This is a genomic window from Pedobacter sp. A2324, from assembly GCF_059693705.1.
This window is the reverse complement of the sequence record NZ_JCASSK010000004.1, coordinates 71,142-93,197: the sequence shown is the minus strand read 5'-3', so window position 1 is coordinate 93,197 and position 22,056 is coordinate 71,142. Positions and strand designations below refer to the sequence as shown.

Below are 22,056 nucleotides of genomic sequence, written 5' to 3'. Positions count from 1 at the left end.
TAAATTTTCTTAATTTAAAAATTGGTTAATTACTTTAGTGTTCAGATAAAGTAACCCAAATGCTCTTCATCCGGCATTTCTAACCAATTATGATGTTTAAGAAATTTATTGCGCCAGCTTTAATACTCCTTTCTTTTGGGGAAAACTATGCCCAGGAATTTAAATCATATACACAAAATATTGATGGTACAAAATTGACTTTCGATATGCAGGCCATACCGGCAGGAGCCTTTAAAATGGGTAGCAAAACCGGAAAGGCCGATGAACAGCCTGTTCATGAAGTAAAACTCGATGCTTTCTGGATGGGTAAATACGAGGTAACTTGGAATATTTTTGAGCCCTTTCTTTATCGTGATTATGAGAAGCAGGCCAGTATTACTCCAGTTCCGGCTGAGGTTGACGCGGTGACCAGGCCAACTAAACCCTATCTGGATATGACCTTTGGCATGGGTAAAGAAAACCAGCCGGCAATAGCTATGACACAGTACAATGCCATTCAGTTCTGCAAATGGCTTTACGTTCGTACAGGAGTTTTCTACCGACTCCCAACAGAAGCAGAATGGGAATATGCCTGTAAAGCCGGAACTTCAACAGCATATTCTTTTGGAAGTGACTCCAAAAAACTAGCGGAATATGCCTGGTTTAAAGATAATAGTGAAAACAAAACACATCCTGTAGGACTAAAACAACCAAATGCATGGGGCTTATATGACATGCATGGAAACGTTAGCGAATGGACCTGCGATCAATACCTGGCTGATTTTTATAACCAACATAATGGTAAGGTAACTGTAAATCCCATTGCTTTGCCTGATAAACTCTATCCTCATTCGGTGCGTGGCGGATCGTATGATGAAACGCCCGATAATCTAACCTCAACAGTCCGGTTGGCATCCGATCCTTCATGGAAACAGCTCGATCCTCAGATCCCGAAAAGTAACTGGTGGTTCCCTGAGGCACCTTTTGTAGGAATAAGACTCGTTCGTCCAGCCAAAACACCTTCAAAAACTGAAATAGATGCCTATTATAATAAGCAACCAATCAAAGATCTTTAACTATTTAACACACAAAACCTACCAAACGCTAAATGAAAACAGAACCAAACACACAAGAAAGACGCGACTTTCTTAAAGCCTCTGCGCTGTTGGCCGGAGGAACGATTTTAAGCAGCATTCCGCTTGCAGGTGCATTTGCCTCAGGAACTGACACCATCCGGATCGCCCTGATTGGTTGTGGCGACCGCGGAACAGGAGCAGCATTCCAGGCACTCAGCACTAAATTTAATCTGAAACTCGTGGCCATGGCAGATGCTTTTCAAGATCGCCTGGACAGCAGCTACCAGTCATTAAGCTCAAAATTTGCAGCGAAGATGGATGTGCCCAAAGAACGTCAGTTTGTAGGTTTCGATGCTTACCTGAAAGCAATCCCGCTGGCTGACGTGGTACTCCTGGTTACCCCTCCGGGTTTCCGTCCCATTCACTTTGAAGAAGCAGTTAAGCAAGGAAAGCATGTGTTTATGGAAAAGCCCGTTGCCGTAGATGCACCTGGAATCAGAAAGGTGCTGGCAGCTGCTGAAGAAGCGAAAAAGAAAAAATTAAATGTAGTGGTAGGATTGCAGCGCCGCTACCAGAGCAACTACCGCGAGGCCATGAAACGGATACAGGATGGCGCAATTGGCGAAATTGTATCTGGACAGGTATATTGGAACAGTGGGGGTGTTTGGGTGCGCCCGCGTACGGCTAACCAGACTGAAATGGAATATCAGATGCGTAACTGGTATTATTTCAACTGGCTATGCGGCGACCACATTGTAGAGCAGCATGTACACAATATTGATATTGCAAACTGGATTACAGGAGCACATCCGGTTTCAGTAGAAGGCACCGGAAGCAGGGCCTGGCGTACAGGAAAGGATTATGGAGAGATTTATGATAACCACGCCAATGAGTTTACCTATGCCAACGGTGCTAAAATCTACAGTCAGTGCAGGCATTTCGAAGGAACCCGTAACCGTGTTGATGAGACTTTTCAGGGAACCAAAGGTAAAGTATATCTCTCGGCAGGCAATCAGGCCATTATATGGGATGCCAGTGGAAAAGAAATCTATAACCACAATACCAAAGGCAATGCAAATCCTTACCAAACAGAACATGATGAGCTTTTTGAAGCAATTTCCAAAGGAGAGTATAAATTCCAAAATACCGATTATGGTGCAACCACAACATTCTCGGGCATCATTGGCCGCTATGCTACCTATTCAGGCCAAACAATAAAATGGGATGAAGCACTCGCTGCAAATAACAGTTTATTACCTGAGCGCTTTGCATGGGATGCTAATCCACAATTAATGCCTGATGCTAATGGCCTCTATCCAATCCCTATGCCTGGTAAAACTAAAGTACTATAGGTTATCATGTATAGATTTCTGTTCCTTTGCTTTCCTGTTTTGTTTGGCTTTTTTACCCGTAACAATGTGCGACAGTACAAAATTACAGGCTATGCACAGGGAACAGATTATACCATCACCTATTATGCAACAGATAGCGTGGCGACAAAAAAAGGGATTGATAGTCTGCTCGACGACATTGATCAGTCTATGTCTTTATACAAGCCAAACTCGTTAATTAGCCGGTTTAATTCATCCGACAGGCAAATTAACACCGATCATTTCCTGGATACCGTTTTGAAAAGAAGTTTCGAAATTAATCAAGATACGAAGGGAATCTTCGACATTACGGTTGCGCCGCTGGTTCAAGCCTGGGGATTTGGCCCTCGAAAAGCGGATGAAGAACCGGGCAGGGCGAAAATAAAATCTATTTTAGCTTGTGTAGGCATGAAAAACCTGCATTTTGAAAATGGTTCGCTCACCAAAACGCAACCATGTGTACAAATTGATTTAAACGGAATAGCCCAGGGCTACAGTGTGGATGTAATTGCCGGTTATCTGGAAAAAAAAGGGATCAGAACCTACATCGCAGAACTGGGTGGGGAACTTAGAATTTCCGGTCCTAAACCCGATGGCTCAGCAATAAAAATTGGTATTGAAGGACCGGATGAGCATGATGAACCTGCAATCAGGCATATTGCAATGGTAAACAGCGGGGCCATCACCACCTCTGGAAATTACCGTAAATTTCACCAGAGCGGAAAGAAAAAACTATCTCACCTGATCAATGCGAAAACCGGTTATCCGCTTCAAAATGAAATGATCAGTGTTACTGTTTATGCTAAAGATGCCATTACAGCCGATGGCTACGATAATGCCCTGATGGGGATGCACCTGAAAGATGCGCTACATTTTGTGGAACAAAGAAAAGATCTGGAAGCTTATTTTGTTTATCACCGCAAAGACGGATCTATTGCCGATACACTATCTGCCGGATTCAAAAAAATATTAAAAAAATAAGCCTGGCTTTACATTTAAAAACGAACAAATGAAAAGAAGTGAATTTATAAGAAACAGCCTGTTAACAGCCGGTGCCATTACTGCAGGAACAGGTTTCAGTAATGCTTTTGAAGGAGAACAGCAATTTCCTGCCGACCGGGTGTTCAACCTCGACTACGCGCCACACCAGGGGATGTTTGAAAACCATGCAGGAAATAATTTTCTCGATCAGATTCAGTTTATGTATGATAAAGGCTTCCGTTCAATAGAGGATAACGGTTACCTGAACAGGTCTGTAGACGAACAGGATAAAATCGGAAATCTCCTGGCTAAGTTAGGTATGAGGATGGGCGTTTTTGTAGTGGATGGTGGCGACAACTGGAAAACTTCACTGACTACCGGAAAGAAGGAGTTTAAAGACAAATTCATAGAAACCTGTAAAAAATCGGTAGAGGCCGCAAAACGTTGTAATGCCAAATGGGTTACCGTAGTACCAGGCTTTTACGAACGTAATCTGCCTTATGGCAATCAGTTTGCCAATGTAATAGATGCCATGCGGGCAGGAGCAGAAATTTTCGAGCCCCATGGTATAATTATGGTGCTGGAAACGCTGAGTGATACCCCGGAACTTTTCCTTCAGAAAACCAATGAAACCTACGCGGTATGCAAAGCAGTAAAAAGTCCATCATGCAAAATCTTATATGATATTTACCACATGCAGCGCACTGAAGGCGACTTGATTAAAACCATAGATCGTTGCTGGGATGAAATCGCCTATATTCAAATTGGAGATAATCCGGGTAGAAAAGAACCGACCACTGGCGAAATCAACTATAAAAACCTGTTTAAGCACCTGCATCAAAAAGGCTATAAAGGCGTAATGGGAATGGAGCACGGCAATTCCAAGGGAGGTAAAGAAGGCGAACTGGCCGTGATTGCAGCTTATCGTAAAGAAGATAGTTTTCTTTAGCCAAAGCAAGGGTGTTGAATTGGTTAACTGTTTAGTCGGCTAACCAATTCGACAATGGCTATGAATGTACTGGCTTTGTAAGCTGGCGGCAGCCAAACGCCGTTACTCCCATTTCTTTTAAACGGGCGGCTTCATTTGCTACTTTCAGCCATAAGTTCTGGTCTTCATTATAGTACCAGTGGAAAAATTGTATGAGTGTAAGGTTCCGCATTATTTTCAGCTTAAAACATGGGTTTAGATCAATAGTTTCAAAGTTCACATTCCGGATGTTGAAATAAGCCTGAATAATGCACAATAATCCTTTATTGACATTATATCGATAATTCGTTCTTACAGAATGCTAAATAAGCGATATTTTGCTGTACATTTTAATTACTTTTGCGCTCAGTTATGAGTTTGAAAAAGAAATTTGCCAAAGAGAGTTTTACGATAATGAATGAGCTGGTATTACCAAATGATACCAACACCTTAAACAATTTGATGGGCGGCCGTTTGTTACACTGGATGGATATCGCAGCAGCAATTTCAGCTCAAAAACATTGCAACCGCATTGTAGTAACCGCTTCTGTAGACAACGTTTCTTTTAAACAACCTATAAAACTGGGCGATGTGATCACTATTGAAGCTAAAGTGACCCGGGCGTTTAACACCTCTGTTGAAGTTCGTTTAGATGTTTGGTCTGAAAATATTCCCAGTGGCGCACGCCAGAAAAGCAATGAAGCTTACTATACTTTTGTGGCAGTTGATCAAAGCGCAAGAACCATCCCTGTGGCAGAAGTAATACCCGAAACACCCGAAGAAGTGGAATTGTATGATGGCGCTTTAAGACGCCGCCAGCTTCGCCTTGTTTTAGGCGGTAAAATGAGTCCTGACGATGCCAGCGAACTAAAAGCTTTATTCTTTAAAGCATAATTTTTACATAAACTTGCCCCTCGCTTAATTTGATTGTTTTATTTTAGCGGCTTACCCTAGGCTGAAAAATATGACAACCTATACCATTCTTATTATTTTAAGCGGATTAGTAATTTTTTCTTATCTGTTTGATTTAGTGTCCAGTAGAACAAAAATACCATCGGTTTTATTGCTCTTACTGCTTGGCATAGGCTTGAGGTTTCTGGTCGATTCTTTAAAAATCCAAACGTTTAATTTTCTATCTATCCTACCTACTCTTGGTACCGTAGGCCTGATTTTAATTGTATTTGAGGGATCTCTGGAATTAAAATACGACCGGAATAAAAACAAACTTATTAGAAGCGCCTTTTTATCAGCACTGACGATTTTGCTGGGAACAATTACCGTTATTACCCTAATCGTATATCAGATCACTCATCATAATTTGTATACGTGCATTGCAAATGCCATTCCATTTAGCGTAATCAGCTCGGCAATTGCCATACCATCAGCTGCAGCATTAAATAAGTCAGATAAAGAGTTTGTCATTTACGAATCGTCATTCTCCGATATACTGGGCATCATTATATTTAATTTCGCAGTCACCAATCACTCCATTACGCCCTCTGCATTTATTGGCCTGGGGTTAAGCACCTTCTTAATTATTCTGCTATCAGCTATTGCGTGTGTAGTCCTATTATATATCATGGGAAAACTTGTTCATCACATCAAGTTTTTCCTGATCATCTCCATCCTGATATTGGTATACGCCATCGGTCAATCCTATCATTTATCTTCACTGGTACTGATTTTGAGTACAGGATTATTTTTGAACAACGCCGATACCATTCAAAATATGTGGTTCAGAAGTGTTTTTATCTATAAAAACTTAACCAATGATCTTTCACAGCTTTATCAGTTGTCTGCAGAAAGTGCTTTCATTCTGCGCACATTTTTCTTCGTGATTTTTGGGTTTACCATGAATATCGGCGAGTTAAACAATAAACTGATCCTGGCAAATGGTTTTCTCATACTGATCAGCATTTACCTGATCCGGGTATTTTTCTTAAAAGTATTCAAGAACGGCAGCGTATCTCCAATTTTATTTATCGCACCCCGTGGTTTGATTAGCATTTTACTTTACTTTAACCTACCTGCATCGCTTAAGGTAATTGAAGTGGGCCCGTCATTTTTATTCCTCGTTGTACTGGGATCAAGCATTGTAATGACGCTCGGCATCACACTAAGCAAAAGAAAAACAGAAGAGATTACGGTTTAAACTGACTGTAAGATAAGGAAACTGATCATCAGCTTCCCATTTCCAAAATCTTATCAAATTCTTCGGCTTTTAAAGACATCACAGAAAGGCGACCTTGTCTAACCAATGATATATCGCTAAGGCTGGGTTCAGCTTTGATCTGCTCCAGCGATACGGGATACTTTAGTGTCTCTACCGGAGCGAGATCTACAACAACCCAGTTGGCATCATCAGTAGTAGGATCCTGGTAAAACTCTTTAACCACTTTGGCAATACCAACTACATTTTTTCCTTCATTACTATGATAGAATAATACCAGATCACCCTGTTTCATCGCTTTCAGGTTGTTTCTGGCCTGATAATTACGAACACCATCCCAAAAGGTGCGCCCATCTTCATTAAATTTTTCCCAACTGTATTTAAAAGGTTCACTCTTTATTAACCAATGATTCATATGTATCTTTATTAATGATTCAAAACTACCAAAACGAAGTGAATTTGAAAACTACTCCAGGCGACAATTACATCTGTTTTTAATAAAAATGAAGTAATATGAGATATTATATGATATTTTAGGGCACTGAAAATATACGTATGGAAAAAGATCTTAGTCAAAAAACATTTGCACTGGTTACCGGAGCCAGTAAAGGATTAGGCAAATCATTTGCTATAGAACTGGCAAAGAAAGGATATAACCTTGCTTTGATTGCGAGGTCTGAAGCGGAACTTGCCGGAATTTGCAAAGAACTTTCCAGTCAATACGGCATAAAAGCAACTTTTTTAGCGATTGATCTGGCTGAAAGCGCTTCACCTGAAACAGTATTAAACTGGGTATCAGAAAATGACTTGAAGATTTCGGTACTAATCAACAACGCGGGATATGGCTTGTGGGGCAATTTCTCTTCGTTAGACTTATCTGCTCAAATGGATATGTGCAGGTTAAATATGGATACTGTAGTGAAGCTATGTCACTTTTTTATACCCCGCTTGCTTTTGGAAAAAGAAGCATATATCCTGAACGTTTCCAGTACCGCAGCCTATCAGGCTGTTCCAACACTTGCTATCTATTCAGCTACCAAATCATTTATTCTTTCCTTTACCAGAGCACTGCGCTTTGAACATAGGGAAAGTAACCTCTCCATTACCTGCTTAAGCCCGGGACCTGTCGACACGGGGTTTGCCCACAGAGCTGGACTGGATGCTTTTAGCAAGATGGCTGAAAAGTTTAACATGAAACCCAATGAGGTTGCAAATATAGGCCTAAACGGCTTGTTCGGCCGCAAATCAGAAGTTATTCCAGGCTTCACCAATCTAATTAGCGTGTACGCCAACAGAATCCTGCCTAAGTTCTTCATCGAAAAGATGGCGGCAGGAATTTATAAAACATGACTTTTTTTCAAAAAAAAGTGATTTATATTCGTTGTAATGTTAAAAAAAGATTACGTTTGTATTAAATACTACTAAATCGATAGATAATGTATAAGTATAGACACTTATCTTACACTCATGCACAGAACCACTCGCGAATGCGAATGTGCTGCTGTTGTTCATAATCTTCTATCAACCAATTCTAAATTTCCTTAATTTAAACTTTTACTACATGGCATCCTCGTATCCAACCTTTACCCTATCAGAAAATCTAACCTCAGCACAGATTGATTTTTTCAATACGCACGGTTTCATCCATTTCAAAAACTTTATCGAAAAGTCTACAGTCGCCTCCATCAATCAGGCATCAAAAGAAGTTCAAAGAGACTGGATAAATGCAGATATCCGTAAAATAAACGGGGTGCCAATTAAATATGGAACCGATTTAGATGGTTCCAGAATTGTGCAGCGTTTTGCGTTCATCAACCAGCATCACAAAACGCTGAGTGGTTTATTACTTGATCCCAGAATTTCAGCTTTACTTCCCCTGGCCGGAGAAGATTCAAGATTAGGCACGGAAGAAAAAGACGGAATGGTTTTCAATCATTACGTGAATGGCCCCGACAGCAGTTTCACTAAAATGGGTTGGCATACAGATGGATTAAGAGATATTTTTTATGGTGGAAAACTAAATCCAATGCTCAACGTTGGAATCCATCTGACTACGCAGAACCCACAGAATGGTGGATTGAAAATTATACCAGGAACACACAAACAGAGTATTTACCAGATGCTTTTCCGTAAAAAATATTTCTTAGATAATAAACCAGACAGAGATGAGGTCTCCATTCTGCCAGAAGCAGGTGACCTGACTGTTCATGACGGGAGATTATGGCATAGAGTAGCAGAGTCATCAATTCGTGGAGAAGAGAGCAGAAGAAAGGTGATTTATATTCCAATAATCGCTGGAAAATATGCGCCTAAAAATGAAAATAGTCCAACAGTATTTTATCAGCGTTTTGCGGGGATAGTTAAATAGCTTATGATCTTTATCTTAATTTTTAGTTACCTGGCCAAAACCGGAAAACTTCGAAAACCTTTATTAATGATTAAATCATGTCAGAAAAAGATTCATAACACCTACAGGCCGGAGGTAGCTATAATCTCGGGCATTATTTTGTTAAGCTGCTGATGGCGATAAGCGAGAAGGTGCAGATAACAGAGCGGAAGCAAATTTTTGCAGATCGTAAACGATCAAACATCATGCGGAATGGTGAACAGTTTTTAATTCACGCTCTGCTGAAATGTGTTCCCATTTGGGTTTCACCGAATATCCTGACAGGCATCGGTATGCTCGGATCTTTCATTGTATTTGGAGGGTTCACGCTTGCAGAGCACTATCATAAAAACTTCCTGCTGTTAGGTATTGTTGGACTGATCGTAAATTGGCTAGGCGATTCTCTTGATGGCAGATTGGCTTACTATCGAAATACTCCCAGAAAGTGGTACGGCTTCGCTTTAGATATCATCATGGACTGGATGAGCATCATCCTTACAGGTTTAGGCTACTATTTTTATGCAAATGAGAGTGTTAGAGTTTTAGGTTTCCTTTTCGTAGTACTTTACGGATGGTCGATGATCATATCGCTGCTCAGATATAAGATAACAAATGTCTATCGTATAGATTCAGGTTGGTTCGGCCCCACTGAGCTCCGTGTACTTATTGCGCTGATTTTTATTGTAGAGTGGCTATTTCCTCAAACCATTACATACTCCGCTCTGATCACCACGGCATCTTTGTTCATCATCAATATGGTCGATACCATTAAGTTACTGGAAGCTGGGAACGAGCGTGATCGGGAGGAAAAGTTAAAATGAAGAAGCGTAAATCAATAATAACATTCCTTAAGGCTCAGCTTTCAGCATTTTCAGGAGGAATAACCGATTATGCTTTGATGATATTTCTTACCGAGATTTTACACCTGCATTTCGTCTTTTCAATCCTGATTTCCGGAACCGTTGGAGGAATTGTTAACTTTTCTTTAAACCGCCTTTGGGCGTTCAAAAATCAGTCAGGATACTCCGCAACACCTCAACAACAGTTAACAAGGTTTATCGGAGTGGTATTGGGTAGCATTTCATTAAAGTCGGCTGGGACCTACCTGTTACACCGAACCATCAATTTAGATTATCGGATAGGTCGGTTACTAATCGACAGTATTGTTTCTTACGGGTTTAACTATCCACTGATGAAACACTGGGTTTTTAGATCCAGCAAAGCAGTCCAATCTCATTAACTGCCCCTAAAAGTACAGGATCTGCTTGACCATCCTGCACTGCAAAAACAAAATGACTACTGATTCTATAGAATATATATTAATTATACTATATTTGTTTAGCAGTTCAGAATTTGAATGTCTAATCAAGATAACATTCATGGGAATTTGCACAACATAGTCATGTGGCCGAGTGGTTGAGGTACAGGTCTGCAAAACCTTTTACGGCGGTTCGAATCCGCCCATGACGTCAAAGAAATTGATAATTACAAAAATGCCATTACCTAACGACTGCCCGCTGGTCAGGGATTTTTTTAATATACCCGGAAATTGCGGTGCAACAAAAATTGATGATGAGGAAGATTACTTAATCGCCAATAGAAAAGAGGCGGAAAAGCCAAAGGAAACCGCGGGAGATACGGAAGACCCACATCTCCAAGTAGATGAAATCAATAAGGGTTTTAGCTTAATTTAAACGCAGGATTTTCGATTAAGCCGATAACATTTCCAAACGGATCGAAGATACTTCCAACCCAAACGTCTCCCCCAACATTATTCGGCTGCTCATGAATATCAACATCCATACTGGCCAAACGATCAAAAGCCGATTTAATATTCTCAACACCCCAGTAGGTGATGGAATGGTTACCATTACTATAACCAGTATCATCCGGATTTAAACCCAGTTCGAAGCCACCAATATTATAACCAACATAATAGGCTTCGTCAAAATAGGGCTCAATCTCGAAAACCTTTTTATACCATTCTTTCGCAGCTTCTAAATCGCCAACGTAATACACAATCGTCCTAAGTCCCTGTAACATAGTTTATTTTTAAATTAATGATTATTAATTAAGCAGTTAAAAATGGCTAAATAACCATTTTTTTAACTTTTAATGAATGATTTTAAATACAAGTTCCTTAAGAAGCTCTCCATCATTTACATTCCCCGAACTGTCCAGCCCCTTACTCTTCAAATCATATTCCCGAAGCAGGCTGATGACCTGAAAAACTTTTCCTGCGTGATAATTTCGCGCTGCAACTTCATAATCCTTGATGAAAAAAGGCGGAACGCCTAATACTGAAGCTGCATCAGCTTTGTTAGGCACATAGTGATATTTCAGCAGCTTGGTAAAATATCCTCCTAAATTAGCCAGCACCATAACCATAGGATTTGCTTTGGGGTTGCTTGAGAAATAATTGATGATTCTGTTGCACTTCAATACGTCACGGATAGCAAGCGCTTTTTGGAGTTCGAAAACATTATACTCTTTGCTGATGCCGATATTTTTCTGAACCAGATCCGTATTTATCGTCATCTCTTTAGGTACATTGAGCATGAGTTTTTCAATCTCATTCGCAATCTTCGACAAGTCAGTGCCGAGATATTCGGCCATTAACGCGGAAGCCTGCTGGTCTATCTTATAACCCTTTTCGCGTATAAATTCCTCAATCCACGGTACAAGTTTATAATCCCTAACCGCATCCGACTGAAAGATCAGTCCGCTTTTACTAATTGCCTTGTAAATTTTCTTCCGCTTATCAAAATTTGCATACTTAAATGCCAGTACTAAAATGGTGCTCGGTAAAGGCTTCTCGAAATAATTTAATACAAATTCAGCCTCCTTACTACCCGCGTCCTCCTTACCCCATTTTAAATCCTGCGCTTCTTTTACAATAACAACCTGGTATTCCGACATCATAGGATAACGCTTGGCCGCGCCAAGAACAGTGTTCATATCAGTGTCCTTGCCGTATAAAACCGTTTGATTGAAGCCTTTTTCTGCACTGTTTAATACGTTATCTTCTATATAATCCGTTAGCTGGTCAATGTAATACGATTCCTCACCATGCAATAAATACACTGGCTTATACTTACGGGCTTTGATATCCTTGATAATTTCGGCGGCGGTCATAGCCGTAAAATTACAATTTAGCTTTTATGATTCTCGCAATTGTTTATAAACAATAGTAACTTTAGCCCGTCAGTTTTATTTGAATAACAGCACAAACCTGCAATCCACACCAGTGACTAAAAATGTTTAACCCTACCCCACTTAATCTTCCACCATACCCGTTTAAAATTACGAAGAAAGATGATGTGGTTTTTATTTTCGATGAACTGAGAAGAAAACATCTTGTTTTGACGCCCGAAGAGTGGGTACGCCAGCATTTTATACAGGATTTGATTGCCAGCAAAAAGTTTCCTAAAACCCTGATTCAAATTGAAGGAGGCCTGGTATTAAATCAATTGCAAAAGCGTAGTGACATCCTGGTTTACAATACTGCCGGGGAAAAGCTGATGCTTATTGAGTGTAAAGCGCCAAAAGTTAAAATTACCCAGGCCGTATTTGAGCAGGCTTCCCGATATAATTCTATTCACCAGGCTAAATGGATTGTTTTAACCAATGGCCTGCAGCATGTATATGCCAAAATGGATCTTAAAAATGGGAGTTTTGCCTTTACGCCTCAAATGCCAGAGTATCCGGATCTATAGCACGCAATCGTTTAACCTTGTAATACCTGTCACAAGCCATATTCCTTTTTCCAAACCTGCTTGGTACCCGAATAGATTGCTTCATTACACATGGCTACGCAAATGGCAGCCTGGGTACCCGTGTTGATTCCAGATACAGGCTGCGAGCCGGTTATAACCGATTTATAAAATTCATCCAAAGCATAAATGGTCCCGTCTTTAGTCGGCTTGTCTAATATAGGAATGCCGCCATCTTGATTCACTACAATCTTAGTGGCCCCGCTTACCCCGTCAACAATTCCAAGTTCTTTTTTGGCGATCTCTTCAGGATAAAACACTCCTGTATCTGTTAATAATGACACAGTCCCTTTTGTCCCTTTAATTTTAAAAAGATAACCGTCATGCTTATTTCCACAAGTAGCGCCGAAGTTACCAATCATGCCTTTTTCTTTGTAACGAAGTATAGCCTGAATATTATCATAGGTTTCCCGGCCATCTTTGAAAACATCGATTCCCCCCGAACCTATAATTTCATCAGGTTGCGTTTCAAATGCCCAGTTGATGAAATCGATCTGATGTGACAATAGTTCAGCAGCAAGCCCTCCAGAATATTCTTTATACATACGCCAGTTGATTTTACGCTCCAGAGACGGGTCGGGTACAGGCCTGCGCCAGTTGGCATTCCGGTCCCATCTACAATCAATTTGCGATACCTTGCCCAGGTATCCACTCTGAATCATATCCTTCACCTTGAAGTAAAGTGGCGAGTAACGGTATTGATAGCCAACCTGAAAAGTTCGTTGTTTTGAAAGATTTACCAGTTTTTTCAATTCAAGCGCCTGTTCAATACTGTAGGTCATTGTTTTTTCTACATACACATGCTTACCCGCAAGTACTGCACCTTTTGCAATTTTGAAATGCTCACTTAAGGGCGTTGCAATAAAAACAGCATCTATATTTTTATCGTCCAGAACCTGCTGATAATTCTTAATTGGCTTGGCGTCAGCAGGGGCATGTTTTTCTGCTTCTTTCAATCTGAAATCCAACACATCACAGTAAGCGGCCGTTCTGAATTTTGAAGGCATCGACTTAATTACCGACAGCACACCTTTGCCCCTGTCACCACAGCCAATCATCGCAATATTAATCACCCGATCTGCTTTTACACCAGCAAAGACTTCATTCCCCAATAACAAACCAGAACCTAGCAAAGCTGAATCCCTGATAAACGATCTTCGATGCATTTTTACGCTATTTATTTAAAACAAAAGCCTATAACGACTTTATTTTTATTGTTCTGAAATCAACCTTGTTACCATGATCCTGCAATAAGATGTGTCCTTTAGGAGCTTCCCCGAAATTTTTCCAGTCTTTATATTTACTGATGGCCACAAGTTTTCTAAATTCTTCCGAACCACGCACATATTCCAGCACCTTAACCCCGTTTAAATAATGCTCTACCCTGTTATCAGGATAAACCACTACCCTTCCATTGTTCCACGATCCGATTGGACGCAGGTAACGGGCTTCCTTTTTTGAAGTGATCAGGTCGTAAAGCGATGCCAGTGTACGGTTTCCGTCTCTACCTAGTTTAGCATCAGGGTGAAGTACATCATCCAGAACCTGATACTCCAGACCAATTGCCGATCCCGTATTATTTTCACTCAGGGTAACAAAGTATTTAACTCCGCTGTTGGCACCGGGGGTAAGCTTAAACTCAAAAGACAAATCAAATGCGGAGAATTCTTCTTTGGTTACAATATCACCGCCATTGGTAGATTCTGCGCCGCCCGATGGCTCAACACTAATTACACCACTGGCAATTTTCCATCCCTTCTCCGGAAAAGCTGGCTTATAGGCGCCCTTCCAGCCTGCGTTACTTTTTCCATCAAACAGCAGTTTGTAGCCATTAGCTTTCTCGTATGCAGAAAGCGTATTTGGCGTCAAATTTACAGTATAAACGCCTTTCGGGAAAGTTTTTGCTTTTAAGCCTTCGGTCTGGATATTGATGTTTTTAAAATAAACTTTCTTTCCATCATTACCCAGTTCGTTTCCAATTCCGTGTACCTGTAAACCAATGAAACCCGATTGATCTAATGTATCGATTACGTAGGCAACAGGTATTCCATTAACCCAGGTTTTTAATTCATTACCAATGTTTTCGATCTTGTAATGGTTGAATTCATTCTTTTTATAAACCGATTTCGCCGGGGAATTAAGTTCAAGCGGATAAAGCCACAGTCGCCTGGCCTCATCATAAATCCCCCCTGTCCAGGCCCGCGCCGTAGGATCTATTTCAACCTGCCTGCCAAACACCAGCCCCTTGCCATTGTTGCCCTCTGCCTTGATATGACTACGGGTCTGAATCCCTGAGTTGGTCGTCTCACCTTCAAGCTTAACATCCAGTTCCAGAACAAAATCCCCATATTCCTGCTCAGTAATCAGAAATGAGTTTGGTGTGCCTTTTGTCATGGTCCCCACAATCATCCCGTCTTCCACCTTATAAGGTGCAGCACCTGCAACAGCTTTCCAGCCTGTAAGCGTTTTACCATCGAAAAGTGGCTTTGATTTTTGGGCAGCCGATGTTAGGCTGGCAAATGCCAGCGCTAAAAATGTGTATTTTCTAATGTTTAACATTTGGATATTGTTTACCGCCTTGTACATTTAAGTGCATCTCAGCCATTCAAACTTTCTGAACTTAAGTAGCTTGGGCGGTGATAGATTATTTAATATTTAAAAATTTTCCCGTTTGCGATCACTTCCTGCCGGCCTTCATCAAATGTCGATTTAGCACCTGTACGTACCGCAGCATTAGTCATGATATTGGCAATGGAATGTGAATAACCAGCTTCGACCGGAGCATTTGGCGTTTTACGGCTCCGCACACATTCCATCCAGTTCCTCATGTGCCCCGACGTCAGTGAATCTCCTCCCATATTAGCCCCTGTAGCTGCTTTTATTTCAGTTTTACTCAAATCAAAATCAGGTAAAAGATTAGCCTTTAAGCCCATCGCCGCTGCCTCTCTTTCTTTCAATCCACCCTTTGGAGAAACTTTATTGGTAATCAGGTTAAGCTCTCCTCCATTCGAATAATAAACCTCACCTACATCTCCCACACTATTCTGCATTCTCGAAGTAAAGGTTACCTGAAAACCATCTGTTGTATCTGGCTGACCGTAATCAAAAACCGCAACCATAGAATCCCAGTTCCTCCGTCCGTCTTTCCAGGTGTAAATACCCCCGTTAGCAACTACACTTCTTGGATATTTCAAACCGGTAAACCAATGAACAGTATCAATCTGGTGCGACATCCACTGGCCAGGCATGCCTGAAGAATATGGCCAGAATAACCGGTACTCTAAATACTTACGGGGATCGAAACTCTCGGAAGGCCTGTTTAATAAAAATCTTTTCCAGTCAATATCTTCTTCTTTCAGTTTAGCAACAAGATCAGGTCTTCGCCATCGTCCCGGCTGGTTTACGTTCCATACCAAATCAACTGCGGTAATTGGCCCAAACTTACCTTCCTGTATAAATTTAGCCGCGTTTACATAGTTTTCTCCGCTTCTGCGCTGAGAGCCAATCTGCACAATCCTGTCGGTTGCCTTTACTGCTCTAAGCGCCGCCTTGGCGTCATCCATTGTCTCAGCAAATGGTTTTTCAACGTATGCATCACAGTTGGCTTTTACGGCCTCAATCGTATGAAGGGCATGCTGAAAATCAGCCGTGCTGATAATGACGGCATCAAGGTCTTTTGTGGCATATAGCTCTTCGTTATTACGGCAGGCTTTGATGTCATGTCCAAACTTCTCCTTCAAATGAGCAATGCCTAAATCCCGACGGTAGTTCCACAAGTCTGATAATCCAACGATATCAAAATTGAGTTCCTTATTGTGGTTTAAAAAGCAGGGTAATAAGGTATCCTTAAACCGGTCTGAAAAGCCTACTACGCCAACACGGACACGGTCATTTGCGCCGATAATCCGACCGTAACTTTTGGCACTCATACCCATTGTACCGGCGTAAGTAGCCGCAGCAAAAATCGCCGATTGTTTAATGAATTTTCTCCTTGGGTTTTCCATGGTTAATATTAGGTTAGAATAAAATAAAAGGCTGTGGGTAAACCGTTTTATCAACCTAAAATATGGTTAATAAAACCAAAAGCTGAATTCTGGTAAGTAATATTTTTGAAACCATCAGACCGGAATTAAAGCTCAACTGCCATAATCATTGAATAAATGCCTGTAAATGGCATGTGTTGAACTCAATAAGATTGCGTAAAAAAAATGGAAAACGTTTGAAATAAATAAATGCCACCATAAGATATCCATGATACCTGGTAAATATAAAAAGTCCTTTCGAATGATATTCAAAAGGACTTCTTTAATCTGAAAAACCTATAGGCGCTTTCAGATTCATGTTTTTACTGATGAATGCTATCCCAATGCGGCTAAACCCTCCTCAATGATCTTGATTTTGGCTTCAGCATCTGCTTTCTTATTTCGTTCATTGGCAATAATTTCAGGTTTTGCATTTTGTACAAAACGTTCATTGCCCAACTTGGCATCTACCGATTTAAGGAAACCCTGTAGGTAAACCAGGTCGGCATTCAAACGGTTACGTTCAGCGTCAACATCAACGTTTTCTGTCAGTGGAATAAAGAATTCATCTTTACCAGCCATGAAAGCTGTAGCACCAGCTATCTTCTCATTTACGATTTCTGCTTCAGAAACATTGGCCAGCTTGAAAACAACATTTAACCATTTTTCATAATCAATATCAGAATTCACTTTCAGGCTTAACGGTAATGTTTCCTTTGGCGAAATTTGCTTTTGGTTACGAACATTCCTGATCTCTGCAACCACAGTTTTAACAACTTCAGCATCTTTTAACAATTTCTCATCAATTGCCCCCGCCTTTGGAAAATCAGCAACAATGCAACAATCCAGTTCTTCACGTGTACCGAATAATTCATCATGCCATAATTCTTCTGTTAAGAAAGGCATATTAGGATGCAGTAATTTAATGATATTTTCAAAAAAGCCAATGGTGGCCTGATAGCTCTCCGCATCAATAGGTTGTTGGTAAGCAGGCTTAACCATCTCTAAGTACCATGCACAAAAATCATCCCAAACCAATTTATAGGTGGTCATTAAGGCTTCCGATAAACGGTATTGCTTAAAGTTATCTTCAATGTCTATCAGGGCAGCACTGAAACGGTTTTCAAACCAGGAAATGGCTTGCTTATTCGGATTTTCCAAACGCTCATCAACTTCCCAACCCTTAACCAAACGGAAAGCATTCCAGATCTTCGACGCAAAGTTACGCCCCTGTTCACAATAACTTTCATCAAACATTAAGTCGTTACCTGCAGGTGATGACATCAGCATCCCTACACGAACTGCATCTGCACCATATTTCTCAATCAATCCAATCGGATCCGGCGAATTGCCCAGCGATTTAGACATCTTACGCCCTAATTTGTCGCGAACAATACCGGTTAAATAAACATTGGTAAATGGCTTCTTGCCCATAAACTCATGCCCCGCCATAATCATCCGTGCCACCCAGAAAAATAAAATCTCTGGTGCTGTTACAAGATCGTTAGTTGGGTAGTAATAGTTAATATCCGCATTGTCAGGATTCTTAAAACCGTCAAAAACAGAAATCGGCCACAACCATGATGAAAACCAGGTATCCATTACATCCTCATCCTGTTTTACGAAAGGCTCCAATTGATGTTTGAAACCAGCTTTTTCAGCCTCCGAGCAGCTTTCATCCAGATGTTTTTTCTTCCAGAATTCCTCTAAAGCTTCGTCTTTGGTTTTTGCCACTACCCAGTTTCCTTTGTCGTCATACCAGGCCGGAATTTGCTGCCCCCACCATAACTGACGCGAAATATTCCAGTCGCGCACATTCTCCATCCAGTGGCGGTAAGTATTTTCAAATTTATTCGGAATCAGATTGACTTCTCCATTCAAAACATCATCCAATGCAGGCTGTGCCAGCTCCTTCATTTTTACAAACCACTGCATGGAAAGCTTTGGTTCGATAGCCGCATCCGTACGTTCAGAGAAACCAACCTGCGATTTATAATCTTCAACTTTATCTAAATGACCTGCCTCATCCAATAACTTAGCAATCTTTTTTCTGGCAATGAACCTGTCTTCGCCAACCAAGATAACAGCCAGCTCGTTTAAAGTCCCATCGTCATTCAGGATATCTGTAACCGGCAAATGGTGTTTAACACCCAACTCGTAGTCATTCAAATCATGTGCAGGGGTTACTTTTAAACAACCGGTACCAAACTCAATATCAACATAGTCATCTTCAATAACCGGAATCTCATGATTTACCAGCGGAACAAACACCTTTTTACCTTTCAGGTGCGTAAAACGCTCATCATTCGGATTGATACAAATTGCAGCATCTGCCATAATCGTTTCCGGGCGGGTTGTTGCAATGGTCAGGAATTGATCATCAGTACCGGAAATGAGATATTTAATGTAATATAGCTTTTGGTTTACTTCCTTACGGATAACTTCCTCATCAGAAACTGCCGTTTTACCAGCAGGATCCCAGTTAACCATCCGGATGCCCCGATAAATCCAGCCTTTTTTATACAGGTGAATAAACGAATCAATAACGGCTTCAGAAAGATCCTCCTCCATTGTAAAACGGGTACGGTCCCAGTCGCAGCTTGCACCTAATTTTTTTAACTGTTCTAAAATAATGCCGCCATATTTCTCTTTCCACTCCCAGGCATATTTTAAAAACTCTTCACGAGAAAGATCCTTTTTATTGATGCCCTGTTCTTTCAACATGGCTACAACTTTAGCTTCCGTTGCAATTGAAGCATGATCAGTACCTGGAACCCAACAGGCATTTTTGCCCTGCATCCGCGCTTTACGAATCAAAACATCCTGAATGGTATTGTTAAGCATGTGGCCCATGTGCAGCACTCCGGTAACGTTTGGCGGTGGAATTACGATGGTGTAAGGCTCGCGCTCATCTGGTTCCGAGTGAAAAAACTTTTTTGATAGCCAATAGCTATACCATTTATCTTCTGTTTCTGCAGGATTGTACTTCGTGGAAATGCTCATGAATTATATTAAAAGCCCAAAAATAGCTAATTAAGCTGAAAGACCAAAGCATACCTGTTTTCAGTAATAGCCCTATTTTCAATCCAGATCATCTAATACATCATTCAATAACAGTTCAAATTCTGGCCAAACCTTATCTTAGAACTTCATTTTCTGAATCCTCACCGCATTCAATATAGCCAGTAACGCTACACCAACATCGGCAAAAACAGCCTCCCACATGGTTGCTAAGCCACCTGCTCCTAAAATTAAAACCAGTGCTTTAACCGCAAAAGCGAGAACAATATTCTGTATCACCACACTTTTGGTGGCTTTGCCAATCTTAATGGCAGTGGCAATTTTCGATGGTTGATCGGTTTGGATAACCACATCTGCCGTTTCAATAGCAGCATCACTCCCCATAGCACCCATTGCCATGCCGATATCGCTGATGGCCAGAACCGGCGTATCATTAATACCATCCCCCACAAAAGCCACAACCCGAGTTTTATCTTTTTTAATTTCTTCGAGTTTGGCGACTTTATCTTCCGGCAGTAAATCCCCGAAATAGGAATCGATGCCCAAGACACCGGCAACCTTCTTTACAATTGATGTTTTATCCCCGCTTAACATCACCACCCGTTTTACGCCATTGTCGTGCAATTGCCTGATGGCATCGCCGGCATCTTCTTTAATCTCATCGGCAATTAAAATATATCCGGCATAAGTACCATCTAATGCAACAACCACAATACTCTCTTCAATATCCTTTACTTTAGCATCAAAATCAACATTGAATTTTTCCAGGAGCTTCACATTTCCAGCTAAAATCTCTTTCCCACTCACATTTCCTTTCAGACCCATGCCTGCAATTTCTTCAATGTTTTCCGCAGAATGAATTCCCGTTGTGCCTACATATTCAACTATGGCTTTGGCAATTGGATGGGTGGATTTTGCCTCAACAGCAACCACCAGATTTAAAAAATCTTTTTCATTGATGTTACTTTCCACTTTTTGCACTTTAAAAACGCCTTTGGTAAGTGTTCCCGTCTTATCCATTACTACCACATTCAGCTTCGTAATTAAATCTAAAAAGTTAGATCCCTTGAATAAAATTCCATGTGATGATGCAGCACCAATGCCACCGAAATAACCCAGGGGAATAGAGATCACCAATGCGCATGGACATGAAATAACCAGAAAAACCAATGAACGATACAGCCAGGTATGAAAATCATACCCACTGCCTAAAACCAATATCGGTATGGTCACGAGTGCGACTGCCAGAAAGAATACGATTGGAGTATAAACCTTTGCAAACTTGCGGATAAACAGTTCAGTTTTCGCCTTACGCGTTGTAGCATTTTGAACCATCTCTAAAATACGCGACAATGCACTGTCTGCAAAAACTTTCGTAACCTTAATGTCGATTACCTGATCCAGGTTCAACATTCCCGCTAAAACTTGTTCACCCTTACCAATGGATTTCGGCTTGCTTTCGCCTGTTAGTGCCGCCGTATTAAAACTGCCTTTCTCAGATAGCATGTCTCCGTCTAAAGCGATCTTCTCCCCTGCCTTAACCTGTATGGTTTCCCCTGCTGCTACCTGCTCCGGATTGACGTCTTCGTATTTGCCGTTCCTCAAAACATGTGCTACGTCTGCCCTAACATCAAGCAGGGCAGAGATATTTCGCTTAGCCCTGTTTACCGCTGCCATTTGGAATAGTTCTCCAATCGTATAAAAAAGCATCACGGTTACACCCTCAGGGTATTCCCCGATGCCGAAAGCACCGATAGTAGCAACCGACATTAAAGAAAATTCAGTAAAAAAATCCTTAGCCTTAAAAGTTTCCCATACCTCCTTTAAAACAGGAATCCCAACAGGCAAGTAGGCAACAATGTACCAATACGGACGAATGATTTGAAAGGCCGCGATCTTAAAAAAATGGTCAAACGCCAGCCCTGTTAGCAGCATCACCAATGTCACTAAAGCAGGCAGGTAAGTTTTAAACGCTGAAGGGTCGCCCCCATGATCATGGTCGTGCTCATCGCCATCTTCATGACTATGGTTATGGCTCTGATTTCCCTGATGGGCTTTACTGCTGCAACAGCTATCTTCTTTATGGTGGGAATGGCTCATTGTTAACGATATATTGTAAATTTAATCATGCATAAAATCAAAATTAACGCTTTATTTCTAATCATTCTTAATAACTAAAATTTTTACACTCACACAATAAAGAATGTTAAAAAATGTTAATACTGTATAAAGATTGAAAAACTATGAAATCTGTTAAAATTCATTTTTCTGCATCAGAAATTATCAGACGTTTAGGTCTGGCTAAAATCTA

At 40.9% G+C, this 22,056-nt stretch carries 20 protein-coding genes and 1 tRNA gene; 13 read left to right on the top strand and 8 right to left on the bottom strand.

Going from position 1 to position 22,056, the window contains the following annotated elements; all coding sequences use genetic code 11:
• Window positions 1-89: 89 nt before the first annotated feature.
• The 6 genes from AC570I_RS12980 (at window position 90) to AC570I_RS12955 (ending at window position 6,525) form a co-directional block, all read left to right on the top strand.
• Window positions 90-1,055, top strand: coding sequence for a formylglycine-generating enzyme family protein (locus AC570I_RS12980; protein ID WP_497405751.1), 966 nt, complete (start codon window positions 90-92; stop codon window positions 1,053-1,055).
• A gap of 32 nt (window positions 1,056-1,087) precedes the next feature.
• Window positions 1,088-2,407, top strand: coding sequence for a Gfo/Idh/MocA family protein (locus tag AC570I_RS12975; protein ID WP_497405750.1), 1,320 nt, complete (start codon window positions 1,088-1,090; stop codon window positions 2,405-2,407).
• A 6-nt stretch (window positions 2,408-2,413) separates the two neighbouring features.
• Window positions 2,414-3,406, top strand: a complete 993-nt coding sequence (locus AC570I_RS12970) for an FAD:protein FMN transferase (protein WP_497405749.1) — start codon at window positions 2,414-2,416, stop codon at window positions 3,404-3,406.
• 28 nt (window positions 3,407-3,434) lie between these two features.
• The gene (locus AC570I_RS12965; RefSeq protein WP_497405748.1) at window positions 3,435-4,355 is read left to right on the top strand and encodes a hydroxypyruvate isomerase family protein; all 921 of its coding nucleotides are present in this window, start codon (window positions 3,435-3,437) and stop codon (window positions 4,353-4,355) included.
• A 390-nt stretch (window positions 4,356-4,745) separates the two neighbouring features.
• Window positions 4,746-5,267 (top strand): acyl-CoA thioesterase, encoded by a 522-nt coding sequence (locus tag AC570I_RS12960; protein ID WP_047799459.1) that lies wholly within the window; start codon window positions 4,746-4,748, stop codon window positions 5,265-5,267.
• A 70-nt stretch (window positions 5,268-5,337) separates the two neighbouring features.
• A complete protein-coding gene (locus AC570I_RS12955; RefSeq protein WP_497405747.1) occupies window positions 5,338-6,525 on the top strand; it encodes a cation:proton antiporter in 1,188 nt (395 codons plus the stop codon).
• A gap of 28 nt (window positions 6,526-6,553) precedes the next feature.
• On the opposite strand, the gene AC570I_RS12950 is transcribed toward AC570I_RS12955, so the two are convergent.
• Window positions 6,554-6,958, bottom strand: coding sequence for an EVE domain-containing protein (locus tag AC570I_RS12950; RefSeq protein ID WP_497405746.1), 405 nt, complete (start codon window positions 6,956-6,958; stop codon window positions 6,554-6,556).
• A gap of 140 nt (window positions 6,959-7,098) precedes the next feature.
• Here AC570I_RS12950 and AC570I_RS12945 point away from each other — a divergent pair, with 140 nt between their 5' ends.
• From AC570I_RS12945 to AC570I_RS12920, 6 genes are all read left to right on the top strand, one after another.
• Window positions 7,099-7,893, top strand: a complete 795-nt coding sequence (locus tag AC570I_RS12945; RefSeq protein WP_497405745.1) for an SDR family NAD(P)-dependent oxidoreductase — start codon at window positions 7,099-7,101, stop codon at window positions 7,891-7,893.
• 211 nt (window positions 7,894-8,104) lie between these two features.
• Window positions 8,105-8,911: a phytanoyl-CoA dioxygenase family protein gene (locus AC570I_RS12940; RefSeq protein WP_047799463.1), complete on the top strand. Its 807-nt coding sequence runs from the start codon at window positions 8,105-8,107 to the stop codon at window positions 8,909-8,911.
• A 152-nt stretch (window positions 8,912-9,063) separates the two neighbouring features.
• Complete coding sequence (locus AC570I_RS12935) at window positions 9,064-9,750, top strand: CDP-alcohol phosphatidyltransferase family protein (RefSeq protein WP_497405744.1); 687 nt, start codon at window positions 9,064-9,066, stop codon at window positions 9,748-9,750.
• Entirely contained in the window at window positions 9,747-10,169 is a 423-nt protein-coding gene (locus tag AC570I_RS12930) for a GtrA family protein (RefSeq protein ID WP_497405743.1), read from the top strand. Before AC570I_RS12935 ends, AC570I_RS12930 begins: the two co-directional genes overlap by 4 nt.
• 158 nt (window positions 10,170-10,327) lie before the next feature.
• Window positions 10,328-10,399: transfer RNA gene (locus AC570I_RS12925), tRNA-Cys, on the top strand.
• A 23-nt stretch (window positions 10,400-10,422) separates the two neighbouring features.
• Entirely contained in the window at window positions 10,423-10,623 is a 201-nt protein-coding gene (locus AC570I_RS12920) for a hypothetical protein (protein WP_497405742.1), read from the top strand.
• On the opposite strand, the gene AC570I_RS12915 is transcribed toward AC570I_RS12920, so the two are convergent.
• Together AC570I_RS12915 and holA are read right to left on the bottom strand one after the other, a co-directional pair.
• A complete protein-coding gene (locus AC570I_RS12915; protein WP_047799467.1) occupies window positions 10,610-10,972 on the bottom strand; it encodes a VOC family protein in 363 nt (120 codons plus the stop codon). The two genes, AC570I_RS12920 and AC570I_RS12915, sit on opposite strands and share 14 nt — an antisense overlap.
• 69 nt (window positions 10,973-11,041) lie before the next feature.
• A complete protein-coding gene (gene holA / locus AC570I_RS12910) occupies window positions 11,042-12,064 on the bottom strand; it encodes a DNA polymerase III subunit delta (protein WP_047799468.1) in 1,023 nt (340 codons plus the stop codon).
• 122 nt (window positions 12,065-12,186) lie between these two features.
• On the opposite strand from holA, the gene AC570I_RS12905 reads away from it, so the two are divergent.
• The gene (locus AC570I_RS12905; protein ID WP_497405741.1) at window positions 12,187-12,645 is read left to right on the top strand and encodes a type I restriction enzyme HsdR N-terminal domain-containing protein; all 459 of its coding nucleotides are present in this window, start codon (window positions 12,187-12,189) and stop codon (window positions 12,643-12,645) included.
• Window positions 12,646-12,674: 29 nt separating this feature from the next.
• On the opposite strand, the gene AC570I_RS12900 is transcribed toward AC570I_RS12905, so the two are convergent.
• The 5 genes from AC570I_RS12900 to AC570I_RS12880 all read right to left on the bottom strand — a co-directional run bounded on the left by AC570I_RS12900 (window position 12,675) and on the right by AC570I_RS12880 (window position 21,845).
• Complete coding sequence (locus AC570I_RS12900; RefSeq protein ID WP_497405740.1) at window positions 12,675-13,868, bottom strand: Gfo/Idh/MocA family protein; 1,194 nt, start codon at window positions 13,866-13,868, stop codon at window positions 12,675-12,677.
• A 28-nt stretch (window positions 13,869-13,896) separates the two neighbouring features.
• Entirely contained in the window at window positions 13,897-15,261 is a 1,365-nt protein-coding gene (locus AC570I_RS12895) for a 3-keto-disaccharide hydrolase (protein WP_497405739.1), read from the bottom strand.
• An 89-nt stretch (window positions 15,262-15,350) separates the two neighbouring features.
• On the bottom strand, window positions 15,351-16,706 hold the full coding sequence (locus AC570I_RS12890) for a Gfo/Idh/MocA family protein (protein ID WP_497405738.1): 1,356 nt from the start codon (window positions 16,704-16,706) through the stop codon (window positions 15,351-15,353).
• 354 nt (window positions 16,707-17,060) lie between these two features.
• Window positions 17,061-19,727, bottom strand: coding sequence for a valine--tRNA ligase (locus AC570I_RS12885; RefSeq protein ID WP_497405737.1), 2,667 nt, complete (start codon window positions 19,725-19,727; stop codon window positions 17,061-17,063).
• 138 nt (window positions 19,728-19,865) lie between these two features.
• The gene (locus tag AC570I_RS12880; RefSeq protein WP_497405736.1) at window positions 19,866-21,845 is read right to left on the bottom strand and encodes a heavy metal translocating P-type ATPase; all 1,980 of its coding nucleotides are present in this window, start codon (window positions 21,843-21,845) and stop codon (window positions 19,866-19,868) included.
• Between the last annotated feature and the right edge of the window lie 211 nt (window positions 21,846-22,056).

Coding starts and splice junctions, on each gene's coding strand:
- AC570I_RS12975 (WP_497405750.1), top strand. CDS start 1,088: ATGAAAACAGAACCAAACACACAAGAAAGACGCGACTTTCTTAAAGCC.
- AC570I_RS12960 (WP_047799459.1), top strand. CDS start 4,746: ATGAGTTTGAAAAAGAAATTTGCCAAAGAGAGTTTTACGATAATGAAT.
- AC570I_RS12920 (WP_497405742.1), top strand. CDS start 10,423: ATGCCATTACCTAACGACTGCCCGCTGGTCAGGGATTTTTTTAATATA.
- AC570I_RS12915 (WP_047799467.1), bottom strand. CDS start 10,972: ATGTTACAGGGACTTAGGACGATTGTGTATTACGTTGGCGATTTAGAA.
- AC570I_RS12945 (WP_497405745.1), top strand. CDS start 7,099: ATGGAAAAAGATCTTAGTCAAAAAACATTTGCACTGGTTACCGGAGCC.
- AC570I_RS12935 (WP_497405744.1), top strand. CDS start 9,064: ATGGCGATAAGCGAGAAGGTGCAGATAACAGAGCGGAAGCAAATTTTT.
- AC570I_RS12980 (WP_497405751.1), top strand. CDS start 90: ATGATGTTTAAGAAATTTATTGCGCCAGCTTTAATACTCCTTTCTTTT.
- AC570I_RS12880 (WP_497405736.1), bottom strand. CDS start 21,845: ATGAGCCATTCCCACCATAAAGAAGATAGCTGTTGCAGCAGTAAAGCC.
- AC570I_RS12890 (WP_497405738.1), bottom strand. CDS start 16,706: ATGGAAAACCCAAGGAGAAAATTCATTAAACAATCGGCGATTTTTGCT.
- AC570I_RS12885 (WP_497405737.1), bottom strand. CDS start 19,727: ATGAGCATTTCCACGAAGTACAATCCTGCAGAAACAGAAGATAAATGG.
- AC570I_RS12905 (WP_497405741.1), top strand. CDS start 12,187: ATGTTTAACCCTACCCCACTTAATCTTCCACCATACCCGTTTAAAATT.
- AC570I_RS12970 (WP_497405749.1), top strand. CDS start 2,414: ATGTATAGATTTCTGTTCCTTTGCTTTCCTGTTTTGTTTGGCTTTTTT.
- holA (WP_047799468.1), bottom strand. CDS start 12,064: ATGACCGCCGCCGAAATTATCAAGGATATCAAAGCCCGTAAGTATAAG.
- AC570I_RS12895 (WP_497405739.1), bottom strand. CDS start 15,261: ATGTTAAACATTAGAAAATACACATTTTTAGCGCTGGCATTTGCCAGC.
- AC570I_RS12950 (WP_497405746.1), bottom strand. CDS start 6,958: ATGAATCATTGGTTAATAAAGAGTGAACCTTTTAAATACAGTTGGGAA.
- AC570I_RS12930 (WP_497405743.1), top strand. CDS start 9,747: ATGAAGAAGCGTAAATCAATAATAACATTCCTTAAGGCTCAGCTTTCA.
- AC570I_RS12955 (WP_497405747.1), top strand. CDS start 5,338: ATGACAACCTATACCATTCTTATTATTTTAAGCGGATTAGTAATTTTT.
- AC570I_RS12940 (WP_047799463.1), top strand. CDS start 8,105: ATGGCATCCTCGTATCCAACCTTTACCCTATCAGAAAATCTAACCTCA.
- AC570I_RS12900 (WP_497405740.1), bottom strand. CDS start 13,868: ATGCATCGAAGATCGTTTATCAGGGATTCAGCTTTGCTAGGTTCTGGT.
- AC570I_RS12965 (WP_497405748.1), top strand. CDS start 3,435: ATGAAAAGAAGTGAATTTATAAGAAACAGCCTGTTAACAGCCGGTGCC.